This is a genomic window from Pseudomonas orientalis (genome assembly GCF_002934065.1).
Taxonomy (GTDB): domain Bacteria; phylum Pseudomonadota; class Gammaproteobacteria; order Pseudomonadales; family Pseudomonadaceae; genus Aquipseudomonas; species Aquipseudomonas orientalis_A.
Genome location: NZ_CP018049.1, coordinates 178,547 through 201,230, shown reverse-complemented (window position 1 = coordinate 201,230; position 22,684 = coordinate 178,547). Strand labels below are relative to the sequence as shown.

Below are 22,684 nucleotides of genomic sequence, written 5' to 3'. Positions count from 1 at the left end.
TAATGTTTGAAGAAAACGAGCGCCAACCGCAGGAAGAGCTAAAGCTCAAATTGAAGCTGTGGTGCAAATGAACGAAGACGAACGCTGCTCTGTGCAGCGTTCTACTCTATGCTATTTCTGAAACATCAGACGAATCAGACGAAACAGTTTTTTACCTTTTACCCGGTCCGGAGTCAAACAGTAACCATGAACAGCAAACAGCTTAATGATGTTAGCAAGTTTCTCAGCTATGTATTGCGACATGAACCACAGACCATTGGACTTCAGCTAGATGCGGAAGGCTGGGCAGAAATTGATTTTTTAATTGCAGGCGCTGCAAGTAAGGGCCATATTCTAGATCGAGAATTTATCCTAGCAGTTGTCAGTAGCAGCGACAAAAAGCGTTTTGCTATTTCTAATGATGAACAATACATTCGCGCCGTGCAGGGGCATTCAACTGGTAGCGTAAACATTACGCATATTGAAAGAGAGCCGCCCGGTATTTTGTACCACGGAACAGCAACGCGTTTTCTAGAGTCAATTCGGCGAGAAGGATTAGTTGCAGGCTCTCGCCACCATGTACATTTATCACAAGACATGGCCACAGCCTTAGCTGTCGGACAGCGATATGGAACGCCTGCGGTGCTAAAAATCCAAGCCCTGCGGATGCACCAACAGGGCTTCAAGTTTTTTCAGGCTGAGAATGAAGTATGGCTAACAGGCCATGTCCCCATTTCTTTTATAAATCAGGAGTAGCCATTCCCTTTCACTTGCTCAGCTTTATAGCGGGAAGACTCTTCTTTGGCAGCACTAAACCATTCAGAGAAATCAGAATAAGCCAAGTTATCCCAAGGAGATAACTTTGGCCTTGAATAATCAAAAATTCGCACGCTTGGCTTGCCTTCCGCACCTTCCCCATCAAAACAAGCAAGAATAACCCAGCCATCGTTATACAGTCCCGACTCGTCCTGAATAATTGCAAAAGGAACTAGCGCCGCCCCCGGAAACTTCAAGAGCATAGAACTATAATAAAAAAGAGATGTCGCCATATCTTGATATAGAAGCCGCCATGGCTCTATTTCTAGAATTCCACCAGATAAAACCACATTTAGATATTCAGCAGGAAATTTAAAATCATTAGGTAAAATTGGAAGATCATACAAAAAAGGCTTCATTATTTACCTCCTCCAGAAATACGTGGCGGTTCTGTTGAGCCGTGAGGATTGGAGGTAGAAAACCCTCCTGACTGTTTGTTTATACGACCAATGATGGCCTCTCCCCATGTGTTAAAGTTCTGCCATCCTCTAGCCTCCTGAATAGCTGGCGTCAATGGGTCATCAAATCCACGAACCCTCGCTTTAACATCGATTCCCGCTTCTCTGGCTGCGGCAATTCGAGTGTTATCCATGCTGGTCAGCTTGCCATCAGGCATTTTAACTACGTCAACTGGATCACCTTTCCAACCCTTAGTCCGCATGCTCTGGACCAAATCATCGTATGTGTAATTTGTACCCGTTACTCGGTCAGTTTTATTGAATGAAACGCTGTTTTGCGAGAACCGAATATCATCAGCCGCATGAAGTGTGGCACCGCCTGCACCTTTTGCACTTCCACCTTTCGCAAGCTTACCCAACGCCAAAGCTGCAGCAAATCTTAGAACATCTTCCTTCGATGCACCATTATCCACGAGCTCCAAAACGCCAGAGACGTCCACCGGCGCTATGATCGAATCGACCACACCGCTCTTAAGGGCTAGCTCATTGATTTTTTCGTCGCTTAATCCCTGCCTTCTCCACTCCGCAATTTGCCCACTATTTTTAATCGCATCCAGATAGGGATTGCTGATCATACCCAGCGGAGTCCAATCAATCCCCGACAGGGAATAAATGTCGCCATAGCCCTCAGAATCGGAACTCAACTGTCCTTTTTTGGCGCCTTCCATCATGGCGATGGAGTAGTCCGTCACGAGGACACCGAGCTCTTCTTGGCTCAACTTGCCGGCGTTATAGAGCCCGACGAGAGTTTCCCCTGCCTGTTTTTCCTGCTGTCGGTATTCATTTCGAATGCCGCGCTCACATTCACCATTGCCAGCACAACCAGTAAACCGTTTTTGCAGCTCATCAATGCTTCCGATTCCAGCGGCTTTAAGCTTTTCATAAAGAGCCAGACTCGTCTTATCCAACCGCTCGACACCGTACGTGTTCGAGAGGAAGTTGTTCTGAACAGCATTCGTCCCGCCCTGAGCCCCGGTCACTGCACCACTCAGGTCACCTCCCGCAATCCCACCCGCCAGCCCTGCCGCCAAACCAGACAACGCTGAAACCGTATCTTTCTGCTCCTGCGTTAGATCCGCCGTTTTCGTGCCTGGGTAGAGTTGGTGGGCGATGAGTTCGCCCGTCGCTGCCCCGGCACCGCCTGCCAGCGCCGAGTTGCCTTGGGCCTGTGCCACCACCGCACCCAGTACCGCATGCGCCATGGTATTCAGCGCAGCGTTGTCCCCTGTGGTTTTCTTGATCACTTGTGCCAGGTAAGGAGACGACGCCCCCGCAATAGCGGAGCCAATATCGCCCCCCACCAGCCCTTGCAATGCTGCTGTTACCGCCTGTGCTACACGCGGGTAATTACCGCCGACCCCGTAGTCGGCCATGATTCGTTTATAAGCGTCAGTGGCAATCAGTTTTTTCTTGTAGGCGTCGACATCCTCTTTTTTGGCGTCTTTTCCAGGCTCCTTGATGCCACGCTTATCAAGTTCAGCACGCGCTTCTTTATCGGCATCGATCTGACCTTGAGTCCGAACGATGTCTACCGTCTGAGTACCAATATCCGCAATCAACTGCACCTGCCGCAGCCGTTTCTGCTCTTTCTCCTTATCGAAGATGGGGCTGATGGCGCCGTTGGCGTGCTCAACATCGTGGCTCAGCGTTGCCACGTCCTGCTGCTGTTTGGCAGGGTCGCGGATGTTGAGGGTGCCGTTGGAAATAGCCGAGGACGTGGTGCCGCTGTCGCTGTCGCCATGGTTGAATCCGACCAAGCTGCCGGTGGGCATATTGCTGATGAACGCGTTGGTGCCATCGCTGCCACTGCTGACGCTGGCGCTCTGCAACTGGCTTGTGTAGTCAGCCTTGTTCTTTAAAACGCTCCAGCCCAGCGTACCGGTGTTCAGGCGGTTTTTGTCCGGCGTAGCCGTGCTGGCGATCACGCTGCCATCGAGTTGGGTATGGTTGCCCACGTCAATCTGGTAGCCGCCCTTGCCGCCGAACAGGCCGGTTTGCTCTTGCACACTCTGGTATTTGGAGTCGATCTTGCTTTTGCTGATGCTCAGGTTTGCGCTGGCGCCGCTGCCGATGATGGCGAAACTGACGCCTCCACTGACATCCGTTTGCTTGGACTTGTAGTTATCGGTGTCCTGCAGGCTTTGCAGCGTGAGGTCGCGACCCACGGTGGCGGTGATTTTGTCTGCGCTGACTTGCGCGCCTTTGAGGGCAGTGTCTCGTCCACTGATCAGGCTGACCTGTTTGCCGGCGTCCAGCGTTGTTTCCGTCCAGGTGGTGCCGGTGCCCTTCTCGTTGCCGGTGCCCTTGTTCGCATTGGCGAAGATGCTCAGGCCACTTTCTCCGGAACCCACGCCCAGACTGATGCCAATCGCTCCACCGCTGCTGCTGTTTTTGCCATCGAGCTTTTGATTGTTGGCCGCAGCCTCCAGGCGAATATCGCGCTCCGCAGCCAGCGTCATTTCATTGCTGGCCTGGAGCTTGCTGCCTTGAACGCGGATATTACCCGCGTCACCCGGCGTGCCATTCCCCTGCGCCACGATGGTGAGGTTATTGCCCGCCGTCAGGTTGCTGCCCTGGCTGAGGGTTTGTTCCTGCGTCTGTTTGGAGTCGGACTTCTGCGACCCCAGGGAGATGCTGATACCTACAAACTGCCCAGCGTTGGCGCCGGTCATGCCGCCATCCTGCTGCGCCGCTTGCCACGCCTGTACCCCCGTCAAACCCGCCTTCACACCTTGCAGTGCCGAGAGGCGGCCGTCGTCCTCGCTTTTGGCTTGCTTGGCAGTTCGGTAAGCGGAGTCCACCGCGCTACCCACGGTGCCGGAGAGTGCCAGGGTCAAACCACTGGTTTTGCTTTTGGCCGTCTGCTCGCTACGGTTGTTGTTCTCGGAAGCCAGGATGCTGACATTTTGCCCAACCAGGCTGATGTCTTTACCGGCAACCACGTCAGAGCCTTTGATGGTGAGGTCTTTGCCCGCCCGGATATCCACGCTGCCCAGCACGCTGCCGATGTTGCTGGCCCGGGTGGTTTCGGTGCTGCTGGTGAGGGTGTTTTTATTGCTGCTTGAACCCAACGTAACGCCGATGCCGCCGCTGCTCATCAAGCCCGATTTTTTGGTCGAGGACGAATGGCTTTGCTCAAAGGTTTCCGTCGCGCCGTCGATCACCACATTACGCCCGGCAATCAGGCTGGTGGCGTTCGTGGACACCACGTCACTGGCGCTTGTGCCGATGTCTCGACCGGCACGCACGACCACCGTGTCGGCGCTGATGGAGGAACCCCGTTGGGTAATCTGGTTACTGCTGTCGATGCGCGTCTTCTGGCTGCTGGAGAGCAAGCCGTTGCTGGTCTTGGTCTTGCGGTAGTAGCTGTAGTCGCTGTCTTGGGCGGCGTTCAGCGTCAGATCATTGCCCGCATAGAGATAGGCTTCCTTGCCCGCGCTCGCGCGGCTGGCGCTGACGGCGAGGTCGTTGCCTGCACTAAGGGAGAGATTGTCGCCGGCCACCAATGAGGTGCCTACCTGCTGAACGTGATCCTCTTTGCTGGTCACCTTCTTGGAATTAAACGCCGAATGCTGTTCATTCGCCGCCGAAGCCAGGTTCACATTGCCCTTGGCCACCAACGCCAGATCACGCGTGGCATTCAACTGGCTGCCGATGGCGCTGATGTCCCGTGCCGCCACAATCTGGAAGTCCCGCCCGGCTTCTACCACCGTGCCGTACTGGGTCACGTTGCTGCTGCGTGAGTAGGTGCTGACGATATTGGCGTTACGTTGTTCGGCGGTGACGAGGTTCACGTCACGCCCGGCCTGGATGCGGGTGTCGGTGCCGCTCTTGAGTACACCGCCGGTGCTGTTGACGTCGCGACCGGCTTGCAGGGTCAGGCTGTTGGCGGCTTCGATGCGCGCGGCGTTGTCGACGAAGTCGGTGCGTTCGGTGCGATAGCCGCTGCTGCTCTGGTGGCTGGTGACGGTGCGTTCGTTGAGCACATCGCCATTTACCGCGCGCACGCTGACGTCGCGCCCGCTGATGATGCCGCCGGCGCGGTTGGTGAGGCTGTTGCCGGCCAGCAGGTCGAGACGGTTGCCCGCTGCAATGAGGCCACTGTTGACCATGTTGCGCCCGGCGCTGGCGGCGAGGTTCTGGGTGGCGCGAAGGGTGCCGACGTTGTTGAGGTCTGTGCCGCTGACCAGGCTCAGGTCGCTGCCGGTGATCAACGCGCCGTTGGGCGCCAGGCGGTTGTTGGCCTGGGCCAGGTAGAGCACCGGCACCAGCACTTGCTGGCCGGCGACGGTGGCGTTTTCCATCCACACGATGTCGTGGGTCAGGGCCGCGACTTGTTCGGCGGTGAGGCTTACACCCACAGACAAATTGAGCGCCTGACGGCTGCCGATGGCGTTGTCCATCAGGTACTTGAACATCGCCGTGTCGCTGGTTTGGCCGTCGATGAAGCGCTGGCCGGTGCGGGCAATGACCGCTTGCTGGATCAGGCGCTGTTCATAGAGGCCGTCGCCCAGGCGCTTTTGCGCCTGGTCGGGGTCGTAGCCGAGCTTGGACAGCATGTAATCGGAACTGAGGAACTGGCCGAGATTGGTCAGCTGCGGGTTGGTTTCGATCAGGTATTTCTGTGGGTTGGAGACGAACTGGCTGTCCGGCAGGCCTTGCACGCGGTGGAGGGTGACACCGTCGGCCGAGGTGCCGGCGGCGGGTACGACCGGCCCGGAAGCCGGGGCTCGGTCTACGCTGCCGCCGCCCAGGGTCCAGCCTTGCGGGCCGGTACTGGCCGGCGCGCTGGCGCTTTGGCCGCTGAGGCGGAACAGGCCGCCCTGGCCGCTGGGCAAGGTAAAGCCGGGCAAGCTCAGCGGGTTGATCTGCTGCTGGGCCAGGTCCGGAGGCAATTGCGCGTTGAGGGTGACGCGGGTCGAGTAACCGTTGGCGGCGCTGGCGCCGGTCGCGCCGGTGGTGGTTTTTGCACCCGCCCCGATGTAGGTGTAACCCGGGCGCACCACGCTGTTATCGATACCGGCCTGCGCCTTGACGTCCACCGCGCCGCCAGCCTGAATCACGGCAGCGTAACGCTGATCATCGCTGGCGATTTTGGTGACTTTGCCGAACTGGGTGCGCTCGATTTCCATCATGCCGATGAAGTTGGCCACCGTGGCCTCAAGGCCGCCGAGGTCATTGGGGTTGTAACCGGCGCTTTTGTACCAGTATTTGTTGGTGAGTGCGGCGGCTGCATCGAACCAGCGTCCAGGGTGCTTGGTGCGCTCTGACGTGAAAAGACGATAGGTCTCGGTCTCGCCGGTTTCGATGCCGGTGTTGACCAGGTTGTTCAGGCGCGCGGTGAAGTTACCGCCGGCTGCGATCGAGCTGCTGCTGTTGAGCAGGTCGCCACCCGCCAGGGTCATGTTGCGCCCGGCGGTGATACTCGAACCGGCACTGGCGGCGGTCACTTCCAGCTTGTCGCGGGTCAGCAACTCCCACACGTAGTTGCGCGGAGTGCCGCCTGCTTTGCAGTCACCGGCGTTGACGTACTTGATGCACGCGCCCTCGGTGGCCGAGGCGGTGTAGACACCCGCGTCGTTGACGGTGAGTACCGCACGTTCGTTTTTGATCGTGGCGGCGGTGAGGGTCAGGTCACCATCACTCTGCATGCTCGATGAGCTGTTGATAATGCTGTCGGCCAGGCCGCCCTTGCCGTCGCGATCGACACTCAGGTTGCCCATGCTGTAGAGGTCGCCGTAGCTGTTGTTCAGCGACGCCACGCGCAGGCTCATGTCGGCGCCGCTGAAGATCAGGCCGTGGTCGTTGAGCAATGCGCCGGTGTTGACCGTGAGCGTTTGCCCGCTGCCGAGCGTGGCGTAGTTGTTGAGCGCGCCCGCGTTGATCAGCAGGTCGGTGGCCGAGGTCAGGCGGCCGCGGTTGTTCAGGGTGCCGCCGAGGGTGGCGCGGGTCACCCCACCGCCGGCGATGCTGGCGGTGTCACTCAAGTTGGCCTGGGCGGCGGTCAGGTTCAGTTTGCCCAGGCTGCTGATGCGCCCGCTGCTGTTCAGCGCGCCGCTCAGGCTCAGGTCAAGGTCGCCGTCGCTGGCGATAAGGCCGTTGGTGGACCAGTTGCCACCGCTGCCGATAAAGCGCCGGGCGCCGAGCAATTGACCGGTCGCGGTCTGTTCGAGGCTGTTGACGTTGACGGTCAGTTGCCCGGCCTGGATCACGCTGCTGTTGGTCCAGGTGTCCTGGGCGATGGTCAGGTCGCCACGGGTGACCAGGCTGCCGCCTACATCGTTGAGATTGCGCGGCGCGATGCCGAAGGTGCCGGTGCCCACATGCAGCACATTGCCGCCGAGGTTCTGCAGGCTGTCGGCGTCCAGGGTCAGGTTGGTGTTGGCCGTTTCCAACACGCCGTTGCGGTTGTCGAACAGCCCGCCAATGGCGAACTCGGTGGTGCCGCTGTTACCCAGTGCGCGCAGGCGACCGGTCTGGTTGTCCAGGCTGGCGGCACGGACCTTGAGGGTGGATTCGCTTTCGATGATGCCCAGGCGGTTATTCAACGCGCCGCTGAGGTCCAGGTCGATCTGTTGGCCGGCGATCTGGCCATCGTTGTCGCCGCTGTTATCGAAATCATGCCCGACCACGCGCATCAGGCCTTTGGCATAGAGCCCGCCGTTGCGGTTGTCGAAGTTGCCGGTGGTGACCAACGCGCTGCCGCCCTGCGCGGCGATGCGCCCGCCGTAGTTGTCTACGCTGCCGGCTTGCAGGTTGAGGCTTTGCCCCTGCATCACGCCGCCCTGGCGGTTGTTATTGAGGTCGTAACCGTTGCGCAGCACGCCGACCACTTGGGTTTGCAGTGCGGCCTTGAGGCTGGCGAGGGTGCCGCCACGGTTGTCGAAGCTGGCCGCGTTGACATGCAAGTCACCGGCCTGGGCAATCAGTTTGCCGCTCTGGTTATCCAGCGTGTCGGCCACGTTGGCGGTCATGCCGCCCTGGCTTTGCACGGTGCCTTTGCCATTGTCCAGGCGGTTGGCGCTGAGCAGCAGGTCGGCGTTCTGGCTGTAGATCAAGCCGTCGTTGCCGTTCTGCACCAGGCCGCCGGCGGTCAGGCTCAAGCGTTCGTTGGCGGCCAGGGTGCCACGATTGCGGTTGTCCAGGCCGCCGGTCAGCAGGGTCAACAAGCCTTGGCTGGCGATCTGGCCACCCTGGTTGTTGATCTGCGCCACGCGGCTGATCAGCAGTGGGCCGCCGCTGGCCAGTTTGCCGTTGGTGTTGGTCAGGGTGGCGAGCAGGTCGAGGGTGGTGGCGGTGCCGCCACTGATACTGCCGGCGCTGTTGTCCAGGTTTTGCGTGTTCAGGCTCAAGGCCGCGCCGCTGTCGATCACGCCGCCCTGGACGTTGTTCAGCAAGCCGCCGACGGTAAGCGTCTGCCCGGCGGCGCTGGAAAGTACGCCTTTGTTGCTGTTGTCCAGTTCGCCCGCGTTGACGGTCAAGGCTTTCTGGCTGACCAATGCGCCGCCTGCGCTGTTGAGCAGGCTGGCGGTCAGCGTGGCATTGAGGTCGCCGTATCGGCTCGACAAGGTGCCGCCGTTGCGGTTATCCAGGTTCGCACCGCTGACCGTCAAACCCTGCCAGCCGGACATCAGGCCATTCTGGTTGATCAGGTTTTCGGCATTGAGCACCAGCAGGTTATTGCTGATCAGCTTGCCGTTGCTGTTATTCAACGTGCGACCTTTGAGGTTCAGGGTTTGCGCGCTGGAGAGTTCGCCGCCCTGGTTGCTGAGGTCACGCAGGTGGTTGATGCTCAGGTTGCCGGCGGTAGTGATCAGGCCACCGGTGTTGTTCAGGTCGCCGGTGGCGGTGCCGAAGTCCAGGGCAATCGCGCTGCCCAGCAGCGAGCCGTTCTGGTTGGCCAGGCTCGCGGTATTGATGCTCAGAAGGTTGGCTGCGTTGATCAGGCCCTGGGCCTGGTTGGCCAATGGGCCGCTCACGTTGAGCAGGGTGTCGCCACGGCTGGTGAGGGTGCCGCCGCTGTTGTCCAGGCTGGCGGCGCTTGCGTCAACCGCAGCCGCAGCAATCATACCCTTGACGTTAGCCAGGGCCTGGCCGATACGCAGGCTCAGGGCGGCGTTGCTCAGCAGTTTGCCGCTGCTGTTATCGAGGTTGTCGGCGGTGAGTGTGAAGGCCTGGCTGCTGGAGATTTCGCCGCCCTGGTTATGCACATCCTTGAGGTTGTTGAGCATCAGCAACGGCGCGTTGATCAGCCCGCTCTGGTTGTTGAACTGACCACGGTTGAGGTCCAGGGTCAGGGCCTGCGCGCTGGTGATCTGCCCGCCTTGCTGGTTGTTCAGGTCGGCGGTGCTGATGTGCGCGGCCTGGCGCGCGCTCAGGGTGCCTTGTTGGCTGTTGTCGACCCTTGCGCTGGTCAGGGTCAGGGCGCCGTCCGTCACCAGGCGCCCGCCCTGGTTGTCCACCGCGTCACGGGCGGTGATGCTCAGCGGGCCGGCGCTGGAGAGCGCGCCACCACGGTTGACCAGGGTGCCCGTGGTCACGGTGAGCAGCCCTTCGCTGCTGATCAGGCCCTGGTTGCGGTTGAGCAATTGATCGACGTTCAGGTTCAGGCCAGTGCCGGCCACTACCAGGCCGCCATCGCTGTTATCCAGTTGCGTGCCGTTCACCGCCACGCCCGCACGGCTGGAGAGCTCGCCGTTGCGGTTGTCGATGTTGGCGACGTCGATCTGCACGCCGCCGGTGCTGGCGACCAGGCCTTTCTGGCGGTTGTCCAGGCGATTGCCGGTGAGGTGAAGAACGCCCTGGCTGGTGACGCGCCCGTTCTGGTTGTCGAGCGTGCCGGCGTTGAGGCTCAACGCCTTGCCCGCCGTGACCAGGCCCGCGACGTTGTCCAGGGTGGTCATCGTCAGGTTGGCAGTGTCCAGGCTGGAGATTTCGCCGCCGGTATTTTGCACCGTGCCCAGCGTGGCAGTCAGCGGTCCGTTACTGGCGATCAAGCCGCCCTGGCCGTTCTGCAGCGCGCCGGCGTCGATAGCCAGCGCGGTGTTGCTGAGGACTCGTCCGTTGTTGCGGTTATCGAGGGTCGCCGCCGTCACGCGGGCGCCTTGCCGGGCGCTGAGGGTGCCGCCCTGGTTGTTCAAGGCCTGGGAATCGACGCTCAAGCTGCGGCTGGCGATCACGCTGGCGCCGTTGTTGTTGACGGCCTGGCCGCGCAGGCTGACGTCGCCTGTGGTGTTGCGGCTGTTATCGGCGTTGACGCCGGCTTCGATGATGTCTGCGTTGGTCAGCGTGCCGCCGCTGGACAGCGCAATGCGGTCACGTGCGGCCAGGCTTTTGCGACTGTTGAGATCGCCCTGGGTTTGCACCTCCAGGGCGGTACCGGCATAAATCGGTCCCTGGGCGTCAAGGCTGGCGGCTTTGACATTGATTGCGCCGCTGGCGGCGGTCTGCGCCATGCTCAAGCGCCCATTGGCATCGAGCTGGATATCCCCACCACTGGCCGCCAAGGTGCCGTCGAGCTTCACGCCCACACCGGCCTCGGTGCCCACCAGTTTGATCGCGCCGGCGTACATGCCGCCCAGGGCCGACGAGTCGATCGCCAGCTCGGGCTTGGCGCTGCCGTCATCGGCGCGGGCGGTGGTTTTCAGGCTTTGTGCATCGACGTCGTTGCGCCCGGCGATGACGTTGAGTTCGCGGGCGTTGATCTGAGCGTTGATTTTGGCGGAGCGGGTGATGATGTCGAAGCGGTCGACGTTGCTGGCGTTCAGGCCTTCGCCATCGATGGTCACGGCGCCGCCATCGACCTGGTAGCTTTTCAGCTGGCCGGTTGGGTCGATGATCGGCTTACCGGTGGTGAGGGTGACGTTGGGGGTGTTGATAAAGCCGCAACCGGCGCAGGTCACGCCGTACGGGTTGGCCACGATGACCTTGGCCGACTGCCCCGCCACTTCGGTGTAGCCGCGCAACTGGCTGGCGCTGCCGCCGTTGACTTCGTTAAGAATGACGCTGGCCGCGCCGCCCTTGAGGTTGGGGTTGCCGACAATGATCCCGCCCAGTTGGGTGTTTTGCAGCGCGCCGTTGGCGTTGTTGAGAATCACGCCGTTGGGGCCGACGTTGTACTGCTGGAACTGGTTATGGGACAAGCCTGCGCCGTTGGGCGTGGCGATGTTCACCACCGGCACGCCATTGCCCGCCGCGCCCACCGTGGTACCCGGCGCACTGACCACAATGCCCTCGGCCTGGGCCAGCAGCGGTTGCCAGAACAGCGCGTTGGCGAGGATCAGCGCCAGCCCGCGCTTGGGCAAACCGAAGAACGCGTTTCGCGGCTTCAGGGCGGCAGAAGGTTGGCGGGCCAGGAAGGCAAATTGTCGAACGTCCATTTTCAGTTTCTCGCTGCGGCGCAACGTTGAATTACAGGAACAAATCCAGGCGGAAGTAGATCGGCGCTTCGCGCTCGGTGACGACTCCGGGTCTTTCCAGCGAGTGGGCAAAGGTCACGCTGGTGCTGACGTTCTTGCCACGGGCGAACAGCTCCAGGGAGTTGCTGGACACGCGGCCATGAACGTTGTCGTTGTAGCGGTCGTTGCGGATCACGCCCTGGTCGTAGCCGACGCTGGCGCCGTATTCGAAGAAGGCCGGACGCATCCAGTCGAGGGTCACCGGGCGCGCCCAGCGCACTTCGTTGCGCCAGTAGCCGCCGCTGTCGCCGGTCAGCAACTGGTCCTTGAAACCGCGCACCGAAGCCGAGCCGCCGAGGCTCATGCGCTGGGGCGAGAACAGCGGGTCTTCACTGCGTTGGCCGGTGGCCAGGCTGCTGAAGCTGAACGACTCGCCCCACAGGCTGAACGGTTGCAGGTAGCTGACGGTGGCGGTGTATTTGCGGTAGCGCGAGTTCGGCTGGCGGCGGCCAAAGGCGTCGCGCTCGTCCTGCGACTGGGCGTCGAGCAGGCCGATGCCGTTTTGCATGCCCAGGTCCAGGTTGACGAAGGCCGTGCCGATACGCCGCCCATGGTTGACGCCCAGTTGCAGTTCGCTGAGGCGGTTGCTGCTGGGCGCGGTGCGCACGTCGAGGATGTAATTGTTGGTGCGCAGGTGCGCCAGGCCGACGTTGACCGAGGTCTTGCTCACGTCATCGCGGTGGATCACTCGCTCGGCGCGCAGTTGGTGGTTCTGGTTGTCGCCGTCCTGCTTGTATTTGAAGTCGTCGGTCACGCCGAAGGTGCGGTAGTCGCTCTCGCTGTAGGTGTAGCTGAAGTTCCACCAGCCCCACGGCACGTTGTAATAGAGCATGGTGTTTTTCGAGGTTTTCTGGTGGTCGCTGATGGCGTCATGGCCGCCGCGCAGAATCAACTGGTCGCCCAGACCCAGCGGGCTGTCCCATTCAAGGCCGGCGCCCCATTGCTGTTCGCCGGTGCTTTTCTGACCATCGTTATTGCGCGACAGGCTGGCACGCCAGGGCTTTTGCGCGGTGTTCTTGACCACCACGTCGCTGCCGCCGACTTGCTTGCCGGGGGTCAGTTCCATTTGCGCCTGTTTGGACGGCAGGCGGTTGAGCTGGTCCACCAGTTGCTCGATTTCACGCAGGTTCAGCGCTTCGCCGACCTTGCCGGGAAAGGCCATGGCCAGTTCGCGCTCGGTCACGGTGCTGCCTTCGGCGCTGCGCAAGGCTTCGAGCTTGCCTTCCACCACCAGCACTTGCAGGTGGCCGGTGGAGAGGTCCTGCTGCGGCAGGTAGGCGCGGCTGGTGACGCGGCCTTTGCCGAGGTAGTAGTCGGTGATGGCCTTGAGCAGATCGTTGAGCTGGGACACGCCCAGGCATTGGCCGACGTAGGGCTTGAGCAGGCGCTCGCGCTCGGAGGCCGGCAGGCTGTCGGCGCCTTTGAGTTCGATGTCTTTGATCGGGAAGCAACGGGTGTCGGCGGGCGCGGTGGGCGCCTCGGGTTTGGCCGCTTTGCCGGGCAGATCCTTGAGTTCTTCAAGGCGCCGCTGTTGCTCTTCGAGCAGGCGGTTCTGCCGATCGCGGATCAGGTCCTGGTCCCCGGGCGTGGGGGCAGCGAATGCAGTGTTCAAGCTCAGGCAGGTGAGCAGGAGGGTGCATAGTAGAAACCGAGTCCGTGGCATTGGCATGTTCGATCCGTCGAAAATCAAGGGCCGGGAAGCTAACATCGAACGTCCGGCCGTCCTAGATGCGGAGGCTGTCGGGTGTTCGAGCGTGTTTCCGATTAACCTAATGATTAGTAACAAAAAATAATTATCGAACAGTGACCGGCCTGATTACTGAGACGTTTAATCCGACCGGCGGCACTGTTTCGAGGGCTATTCGACTGCCACACAGTGATCGCCATTATTTAGCCATCAGGTTTCGTCGAGTTAGGGTTAGTGCCGGGGATCGGAGGAAAGTTCGCGGCGGTTTTGTGATTTGGGTCCCATTTATCGGAAATCCAATCAGATTTTTTGAACCCGTGCGCACCCACAGCACTGGCGATCAATGTGGGAGGGGGCTTGCCCCCGATGGCGGTGTGTCAGCTAAACATTGGTTGGCTGATTCACCGCTATCGGGGGCAAGCCCCCTCCCACATTGGTATTTGCAGGGCTGAAGAGATCAGCCAAGACCTTTGTCTTTTTCCGAGCCGGGCACCAGGGCCAGGCCGGGGCGTTCGACGTCGCGGGACACGTGGGATTTGATTTCACCCACGCCGCCCTCTTCGTCGTTGTGAATCACCAGCACGCCGGGGCGGCGCAGTTGTTCCAGGTCGCCCTCGCCCAGGTTGAAGCTTTCACTCAAGTGCTGGTCGCTCAGGGCATTCGCCTGCGCGCGACGCTGGGCGAACTTGCGGCCTTTGCGTTGCTGGTAGCGCGCCCAGGCAATCAGGATCACGGCGTTGAACAGCGCGATCCACAGGTAGATTTGCAAGGTGTTGAGCGCGGCGAAGATCGGTGCTTCCAGGCGCGGGCCGCCGTGGGTTTCGAGCATGGCGTTCATGCCCCGGGCCAGCAGCCAGACCAGGCCGGCCCAGGCCAGCAGGGTAAGCAACACATCGATAATCCACATCGCCAGGTTCTGGCGGGTTCTGACCAGTTTCATCGTCACGCCTCCTCTTGGGCAGGTTTGATACCACGGTCCGGGCTGACCCAGCGGGCGCGTTTCTGGTGCTGGTTGAACAACACCTTGGGAAAGCTGACCAGGGTGGTGAACAGGCTCACCAGCCAGAACACCATCGGGTACCACACGGTCCAGAACAGGGTTTTCCACAGGTCTTTTTCGTAGCGCCGGTCAATCAGGATGCTCACCGCGAACTGCAGCAGGCACACCATCGCCAGCACCAACCCGGTAAACGCCGGCGGCACCAGGGAGTCGACGGTAATCGCCGGCGGTAACACCATGAACTTGCCCAGGCCCCAGAACACCACCGAGAGCAGGAAGGTGAACGCCCAGCCGGTGGACAGGCAGTATTCGAACAGCAGCGGCCACAGGTAGCGATGGCGCCATTGCCAGATGCCACGGATATTCTTGAACAGCACTTCAGCGCCGCCCTGGGCCCAGCGCAGGCGCTGCTTCCAAAGCCCGCCAACGGTTTCGGGCATGAGAATCCAGCACAGCGCACGCGGTTCGTAGAAGATCGCCCAGTGATCGAGTTGCAGCTTCCAGCTGACATCGATGTCCTCGGTGATCATGTCGGTGCTCCAGTAATCGATGCGGTCCAGCGCCTTCTTACGGAACGCCACCACCACACCCGACACCGTGAAGATCCGCCCGAATACGCGCTGGGTGCGCTTGATCAGGCCGATGATCGAAGAGAACTCGCCCACTTGTACCCGCCCGATCAGGGTCGACCTTGTGCGCACACGCGGGTTGCCGGTGACGGCGCCGAGGCGCGGGTTGTCGAGCATCGGCGCGACCATATAGGCCGCCGCGTTTTTGTCGAGCAACGCATCGCCATCGATGCACACCAGGTACTCGCTGCGCGCCGCCACCGCGCCCATGCGTAGGGCCACGGCCTTGCCCTGGTTCTGCGCCAGGTGCAGCACGCGCAGGCGCGGGTGTTGCAGCGCCAGCGCATCGAGTACTGCGGCGGTGTTGTCGCTGGAGCCGTCGTTGACCGCGATCACTTCGATGTTCGTGTACACCTGGGCCAGGGCGGCCGCCATGGTGTCGGCGACGTTATCGCCCTCGTTGTAGCAAGGGACGATGATCGAGATCAGCGGGTTGCCGGCCAGGGTCGGCGCCGGCGTGTCTTCCTCCCACGGCCAGTGGCGTTCCCAGTGCAGCCAGAAGTACAGGCCGCCGGCGATCCACAGCGCGGACATGAACAGCGGGTAGAAAAACACGAAGTCCATCAGGAACTGCCCGGTGACCAGGAAGATCAGGCCCAGGGGCACGCCCAATACCAGTGCCAGCACGAATATAGCCAGGATTCTGTCGAACATGATCAAGGGTTCCACTGGTTGGAAAGGGCCGGACGTACAGTCTTCAGGTCCGGGGAATTTTCCAGGAAGTTGTCCGGGTAATAGCCAAAGCTCTTGACCCCCTGGCGTTTGAGCACGCCCATCCATTGCGCCAGTTGCTCAGCGCTGATATCCGGTGCGGCTTTGGTGCGCCAATCTTTGGCTTGCAGCTCGAAAACGGTTTTTTCCATGGCGCCCGGGCGGGCCTTGACTGTCGCCACCAGTTTTTCCAGCCAGGCATTGGAGGTCTTCACTTCCTGGCCTTCCATCAACGGCATGGCCATCGGCGCGGTCCAGTCATAGGCCTGCAGGAAGTCATCGAGGTTCTGCGCGAACCAGGCCTCGCTGTCCGGGTTGAGCATCGGTTCGGCGAAGATATTGCGCGCGGTCTGCACCTGCGGCCCGGCAATGGCGCGGACCTTGGTGGTCAGCTCCTGGGTGAAGTCGATCAGGTAGCGGCTCTTGAAGCGGGTCCAGCGTTGCAGCGTGGCGGGATCGGCGCGCAAGGCGGCGATAGTGTCCGGCAGACCATTGGCCGCGTACGCCTTGAGCGCGGCGGGGCTGGCGTCTTCGAAGTCCGAGAGGACGGCGTCGTCGTGGTACAGCACACCGTCGATGGCGCTGTTGCGGGCCAGGTCTTCGTAGATCTCGCCGATGATTTTGCGCACCTGCGGGTCGAACGGCGACAGGCGTTTGTACTGGTCAGGGTCAGGCCCCAGCCTGGCTGTTTGCGGGTCCCAACGGGTCACGCGTGGCAGCTTGGGGTCGAGGGCGAAACTGAGCACGGGCATCCAGGCATACACGGCGGCGTGGGCACGGGTGTGCAACTGCCAGGCGACGCGGTTGAACAGGTCGGCGCGCACCGGCAAGTGACGGTTGGGGAAATAGAGCGAGTGCACCAGGCCGTCACCCTTGGGGTCGGCGAAGGCTTGCAGGAAAACGGTGCCGGCGCCCATGTCCACCACGCGCTGCACCAGTACGTCGAGGTTGCGCGCCTGCTGGGCCGGGTCCGGGTCGTAGACATTGTCGAGGTCCACATGCAATACGCGCATCGGTGCCGGGGTCTGTGCGGCGACGATGCTGTTGGCGAAATGCTCGCCGTCCGGGTCGGACGCCACCAGGAAACGCGGGCTGTTCATCAGATCACTGGCGCTGTCGAGGCCGTCTTCCAGGGTCAGGGCCATCTGGTAGCCCTGCTCGCTGACGACGGCCAGGGAGGTGCCTTTGGCCGCGCCGTATGGCCACACCCATACCCGTGGCGCCTTGCCGGTGACTGTGCGGATTTTTTGCGTGATGGCCGCGACGTCCGCACGCATCCGCGCCTGGAATTGCGCGTCGGTTTCATAGCGTTTGGTCGCCGGGTCGTAGCGCAGCGAGGTCGCCGCCGGCTCGAGGTTGCCCTGGGGGTTGGCCAGAATCCCGGTGTGGCTGGCGTCGGTGTGCGCGGCGATTTCCACCAGGCCCGACTGGGACACTTCACGGATCTGCTGCCAGGTGAGGAATTCTCCACGCGGGCGCGGTGAGCCGGCGAAGTCCACCGGTTTGTTCAGCGGCGTGTCGATCCAGTAGCCCACTGGCGCCAGCAACGCTGGCCATTGGTAGGCGCGCAGAATCGGCATCACGCGGGTGTAAAAGCTTGCATAACCGTCGTCGAAGCTGAGCATGATGGCTTTGGGCGGCAGCGCCGGGCCACCGTTGCGCGCGGCCAGGATCTGGTCGACGCTGACGGCCTGGTAGCCGTTCTCGCGCAGCCAGGCCAGTTGCTCGATCAAGCGTTCGGTACGCACCGCCACCACCGCCTGATCCGGGTCGCGATCATTGACGTCATGGTAGGCAATGCCCAGGAAATGGTTTTTCGGCCACGGCGCTTCGTTGAGCGCGGTTGGCCGCTGCGCGGGTGGGGTATAGGGCGCGGGTTGCTGGGCGCACGCGGCGGCCAGCATTAGACCCAGGACCAACAAGCAACGGCTGAGGACGGTCATGGTCAGGCTCTTCTAGAAACGGTAAGTGAGGTCGACGAGCAGGCGCAGATCGCGTTCGCGGTCGCCGTCATAAGGTCGGCTGATCAGGCTGAGGTTGGCGCCCATTTCCAGTACGTCGTTCCAGCGAAAGCGCTGGCCGTAGCCGACAAGGCCGATGCCGCCGGTGGAATAGTCGCGCTGGCTATAGGTGCCCGCGCCGATCTGGAACTGCTGGCTCCACTGGGTCTCGTAGCGGTGATAGAGCACGTGGTTGACGTTGATCACGGGCAACACCGTGAAGTCCGACTTCGGGTTGAAGTACGCGGTGTCTTCCTTGCTGTTGCGGCTCGCGGCGACTTCCAGGCCCAGATCGACTTGCACATGGGGCGAGCTGTAGAGGCCCTCGCGGCCGCTGAGCAGCGCTTCGACGCGATCATTGCCGTCACTGAAGTGCGACGGGCTGAGGGTGAGTTTCCACTCGCGGCTTTCATTGGCGCGCCAACGGATGAAACCGCTGCCGCCGTTGGCCGTGACGCCGTCGTTCAAGGCGCGCAGCGGCGTGGTGCTGAGCAGGTAGCCGACGCTGCCGCCGTACTGCCAGTGGTCGTTGATGTCGCGGGCAATCGACACTGCCGCGCCTTGTTTGGAGCCGTCGCCGTAGGAGTGATTGGACACCTCGGCTTCGATCGTCATGTCGCGGGTGCGCCGCTCCACGCCGACGCGCTGCCAACGGTGCTGGCCGGTGCCTTCGCTGAAGTCGGCGGTGGCGTAGCCGGCCCCGGCGAACAGACGCCAGTCTTCGTCGATGGGCGGCGTGTAGATCACGCTTTCAATGCCCCAGTCGCGACTGCCGGAGACTGCACCGGTGTCGTCGTTATTGCCGCCGCCGTAGCTTTTGCCGGTGTAGGCCTCGACGCGCAGTTCGGCCATGTCATGCACGTCGCGCAGGCGGCTGAGGCGTTGCACCTGGCGGTTGTCAGGGTTGCGCGCGACTACGTCGTCGGTGAGGGCGTCCATCTGGCGCCACTCCTGCAGGTCCATGGCGGTATAGGCCTGGGACACTTCCAGGCCGATGTCGCGGGGCGCCTGGGCTTCGGTTTCCTTGAGGGTACCTTCGGCGCGGCGCGGCCAGTCACGGGCGCGGTACATGTCGGCCTGGGCGATGCGCAGGCCGACATTGCCTGGCGCCTTGGCCACCAGCGCTTCCAGGTTGGCTTCGCTGCCCGGCAGGTCGCCGCCGAAGGTGCCGGCCTGGGCGGAGAGTTGCTGCGCGTCCATCCAGTTGTCGTTGGGGTTGCCAATCGGCAAGCCCTTGAGTTCGACGCGCGGTTTCTGTTCTTTGGCCAGGGTGTCAGCGACCTGGCGGGCATCCTCGACCTTGTCACTTTCCAGCAGGGCGTAGAACAACGCGGTGCTGTCGTCGACGCGGTAACTGGCGTCGGCATCCGGCGCACTCAACACCTGGCGATACAAGGGTTCGGCTTTTTCCGGCTGGCGCTGGTCGAGGTACGAGGCGGCCACCCAACGCAACGCGTAAGTGGGCAATTGCACACCTTCAGCGTTGAAAGTCTGGTATTCGCGGATCACCTCGGCGGTGCGTGCCCTGGCCTTCAGTGCGCCCAGGCGGTCGATGCGCCAGCGCACCACGTCGTCATGGGCGCTGGCGTCCGGGGTCCAGCGTGCGATCAGTCGATCGTAGTCACCAAGGGCGCGGTCGGCGACCACGTAGCGTTCTTTTTCGGTACGCGTGGCGAACTCGGCGATGCGCACGCGCTCGGCGGCCAGGTCGCCTTCCAGGCGGCGCTGGGTTACCGCGTCCACCAGGCCCGGACGCCTGGCCGACAGGCGCAGGGCAGCTTCCGGCAGGCGCGCCTTTTGCAGCGCGACGATGTATTCACGCGCTACGTCGGGCTTGTCGCCGGCACGGATAAAGGCCTGGTCGAACTCGAACAGTGCGTCGTAGTTCAGGCCGGCGCGGGTCAGCGCATAGCCCAGGGCCATGCGGCGGTTGGGGTCATTCGGTTGCGCCGCCACCAGCGCGCGCAGGCGTTGCACCGCCTCATTGGCCTTGCCGCCATCGGCCTGGGTGAGCGCCAGGCCCAGTTGCAGGTCGATATTATTCGGTTCGCGCAGCAGCGCCTGGCGATAGACCGCCTCGGCCTGGGCCCACTGCTTTTGATTGCGATAGGTGCGCGCCACCGTGGCCAGTGCCTGGGTGGTCAGGTTGCGATGCTTGCCCTGTGCCTCATACACCTTCACCACTTCCGCGTCCTGCCCGGCCCAACCGGCAATCACCAGGTGATCGCTGACCTGGCCTGGCGTCTGGCGCTCGGCGGACAATTGGCGCAGTTGGGTCAGTGCCGGCGTGAAGTGACCGTTGCGCGCCTGGATGATCAGGGCGTCATAGGCAGGGTCGGCCACGGCATAGGCAGGCATCAGCAATTGGCTGCACAGGCCTGCTGCGATGAGCAGCCGCAACCGGCCTGAAGCGCTGAGTGGAGGGATTGGCAACATGTCGTCGGCTTCCTTACAAGGAAAGCCGCAACGATGGGTGATCCTGAGCGATGTGCATCAGGGTGTCGGCGTCTCGGGACCCGACCTAGCTTTCCTGGGGCAACTATCTCTTAGCCAGGCAGGGGCAAGGGCAATTCAGAACAATTGTTCAGAATTGGCTGACACAGATTCTTTGCCAGTCACAAAACAAAATGTGGCAGGGGGCTTGCCCCCGATAGCGGTGGGTCAGCCACAGATAAGCTGACTGATACACCGCCATCGGGGGCAAGCCCCCTCCCACATTGTTAACTGCATTTCAGGGTTATTGCGCGCCGCCCATTGCACCGGCTTTGGACATCACGAAGCTGCTGAGCTGCTCGTCGGCCACACCGCTGACCGGCTCACAGGGACCTTTGCCAGGCACAAAACAAAATGTGGGAGGGGGCAAGCCCCCTCCCACATTGTTAACTGCATTTCAGGGTTATTGCGCGCCGCCCATGGCACCGGCTTTGGACATCACGAAGCTGCTGAGCTGCTCGTCGGCCACACCGCTGACCGGCTGACAGGGACTTTTGCCAGGCACAAAACAAACTGTGGGAGGGGGCTTGCCCCCGATTACGGTGGGTCAGCCACAGATAAGTTGACTGACACTCCGCCTTCGGGGGCAAGCCCCCTCCCACATTGTTAACTGCATTTCAGGGTTATTGCGCGCCGCCCATGGCACCGGCTTTGGACATCACGAAGCTGATGAACTGCTCGTCGGCCACACCGCTGACCGGCTGACAGGGACCTTTGCCAGGCACAAAACAAAATGTGGGAGGGGGCTTGCCCCCGATAGCGGTGGGTCAGCCACAGATAAGTTGACTGACCCACTGCCATCAGGAGCAAGCCCCCTCCCACATTGTTAACTGCATTTCAGGGTTATTGCGCGCCGCCCATTGCACCGGCTTTGGACATCACGAAGCTGATGAACTGTTCGACGGTCATCTTCTGGCCGTTGAAGGTCACTTCGTTGTTGGCGTAGTGCAGCTTGGATACCACGTCGGTGCCCTCCAGGGTTGCCAGTTGCGTGCCCACGGCCACGCCGCTGACCATCTCGGCCGCCATTTGCGATTGCTGTTCGATGGCTTTCGGGTCAGTCACGCCGCCGACCTGGGCTTGCAGCGCGGCCACGTCGCTGATCATCGGTTTGGACAGGGTGAGATTGGCGTCCAGCAGCGCAATCATCTGCTTGCCCAGCTCAACCGGTGGCAGTTCCATGGAGGCCGGCTTGGCCAGGTCCAGGACAAGGTTGAACTTGCTCTCGCCATGGGTGGTTTTCAGCGACAGGTTTTCCACGGCCACTTGCGGCTTGGCGGCCAGTACCTGGTTGACGTTAGCTTCGGCCAGGGTCTGTTCGGCTTCGGTCAGTTGCAGCTCGGGCGCGGGTTGACCGGCAGCGGCGGCGGCTTGCACCGGCTGCATCTTGTCCTGGTAGAGCTTGGTCAGCACCAGCATTGCCGGGATGTCGACGTTTTTCATGCTGACGGCCATGGCGGCCGAGCCCACGGGCTTACCCTGGTAACCGATCTCGTCAATCTTGTAGTCGACGCGGCCGGCCAGGTTGTTGTCCTTGGTCTCGCTCGAATCTTTCTGCTCGAAACCCTTGAGGGTCAGCACCGACTTCTGCGGGCCGAAGGTGACCTTGGTGTCGGTCAGTTCAATGGTGTTCTGGCCGGTGTAGAAACCGAACGTGGATTTGGCCAGGTTGCTGGCAACGGTCAGGCCGGCCAGTTCAGCTGCGAACGCGTCGCCATTGGCATCGACGGCCGCGACCTTGAGGCTGTTCATGTAGCCGTCGGCCTTGACCTTCTGGCCTTCGGCGGTGCTGTCGAATTCCAGGTTGGCGCCGGAGAAGCTCACCGAGGACTTGTCGTCCTTGAATTCCAGGGGCAGCAGTTCGACGTTGCCGTTGACCGATCGGCTGTAGCCGATATTGGCCACGCCTTTGAGCGGCGACACGTCTTTGGCGGCGGCGAACCATTGTTCGGTGGTGGCGTTCTTTTCCAGTTCGTAGTGACTGGTGGCCATCACCGGCAGCCATTTCAGGGTGACCAGGCGCGAGAACGGCAGCGGGCCGTGTTCGATATGGTCGACGAACAGCAGCTCGGGGTTGGGGTTTTGCTCGCCGAACACACTGCCCTGGCCTTTGAGGCGGTAATGGGCGGTGCTGCTGAACACGCCACGTTCCAGGGAGACCAGCTCCAGGGACACGCTACCGTCCACGCCGGCCATGGAGGTCTGCAGTTCCTTGTTGGCGTTCTGGATCGCGGTTTGCAGGACCGGCTCCAGTTGTTTACCGGTGTACCAGGCGCCGCCTGCACTGACGACGCCAACGGCGACAACGAAACCCAAAAGAACGACTGCTGGCTTATTCATGAAGTGACCTGATCAAATCCTGTGAGAAGTGGGCTGTCTTCCTTGAACCCCGGAGGGGTCCTTGTAGGAGCGAGCTTGCTCGCGAAGAACTCATAGGCACCGCGTTTATTCAGA

Annotated in this window: 9 protein-coding genes; 1 reads left to right on the top strand and 8 read right to left on the bottom strand. The window is 61.6% G+C overall.

Annotated elements, in window-relative coordinates; translation table 11 throughout:
* Positions 1 to 186 precede the first annotated feature (186 nt).
* Positions 187 to 735: an RNA 2'-phosphotransferase gene (locus BOP93_RS00800; RefSeq protein WP_104505229.1), complete on the top strand. Its 549-nt coding sequence runs from the start codon at positions 187 to 189 to the stop codon at positions 733 to 735.
* On the opposite strand, the gene BOP93_RS00795 is transcribed toward BOP93_RS00800, so the two are convergent.
* The 8 genes from BOP93_RS00795 to BOP93_RS00740 all read right to left on the bottom strand — a co-directional run bounded on the left by BOP93_RS00795 (position 726) and on the right by BOP93_RS00740 (position 22,570).
* Positions 726 to 1,154 (bottom strand): hypothetical protein, encoded by a 429-nt coding sequence (locus BOP93_RS00795; protein ID WP_104501219.1) that lies wholly within the window; start codon positions 1,152 to 1,154, stop codon positions 726 to 728. The genes BOP93_RS00800 and BOP93_RS00795 overlap by 10 nt on opposite strands.
* The gene (locus BOP93_RS27725; RefSeq protein WP_237140386.1) at positions 1,154 to 11,632 is read right to left on the bottom strand and encodes a hemagglutinin repeat-containing protein; all 10,479 of its coding nucleotides are present in this window, start codon (positions 11,630 to 11,632) and stop codon (positions 1,154 to 1,156) included. Before BOP93_RS27725 ends, BOP93_RS00795 begins: the two co-directional genes overlap by 1 nt.
* A gap of 31 nt (positions 11,633 to 11,663) precedes the next feature.
* Positions 11,664 to 13,373 carry a ShlB/FhaC/HecB family hemolysin secretion/activation protein gene (locus BOP93_RS00765; protein WP_104501218.1) on the bottom strand — a complete coding sequence of 570 codons (1,710 nt, stop codon included), beginning with the start codon at positions 13,371 to 13,373 and terminating at the stop codon, positions 11,664 to 11,666.
* 481 nt (positions 13,374 to 13,854) lie between these two features.
* Positions 13,855 to 14,337 (bottom strand): poly-beta-1,6-N-acetyl-D-glucosamine biosynthesis protein PgaD, encoded by a 483-nt coding sequence (pgaD, locus tag BOP93_RS00760; protein ID WP_104501217.1) that lies wholly within the window; start codon positions 14,335 to 14,337, stop codon positions 13,855 to 13,857.
* Between the two features lie 2 nt (positions 14,338 to 14,339).
* A complete protein-coding gene (gene pgaC, locus BOP93_RS00755; protein WP_065936161.1) occupies positions 14,340 to 15,680 on the bottom strand; it encodes a poly-beta-1,6-N-acetyl-D-glucosamine synthase in 1,341 nt (446 codons plus the stop codon).
* Positions 15,681 to 15,682: 2 nt separating this feature from the next.
* Positions 15,683 to 17,680, bottom strand: coding sequence for a poly-beta-1,6-N-acetyl-D-glucosamine N-deacetylase PgaB (gene pgaB / locus BOP93_RS00750; protein ID WP_104501216.1), 1,998 nt, complete (start codon positions 17,678 to 17,680; stop codon positions 15,683 to 15,685).
* Between the two features lie 12 nt (positions 17,681 to 17,692).
* On the bottom strand, positions 17,693 to 20,173 hold the full coding sequence (pgaA, locus tag BOP93_RS00745) for a poly-beta-1,6 N-acetyl-D-glucosamine export porin PgaA (protein WP_104501215.1): 2,481 nt from the start codon (positions 20,171 to 20,173) through the stop codon (positions 17,693 to 17,695).
* Positions 20,174 to 21,073: 900 nt separating this feature from the next.
* Positions 21,074 to 22,570 carry a YdgA family protein gene (locus tag BOP93_RS00740; RefSeq protein ID WP_104501214.1) on the bottom strand — a complete coding sequence of 499 codons (1,497 nt, stop codon included), beginning with the start codon at positions 22,568 to 22,570 and terminating at the stop codon, positions 21,074 to 21,076.
* Positions 22,571 to 22,684: the final 114 nt, after the last annotated feature.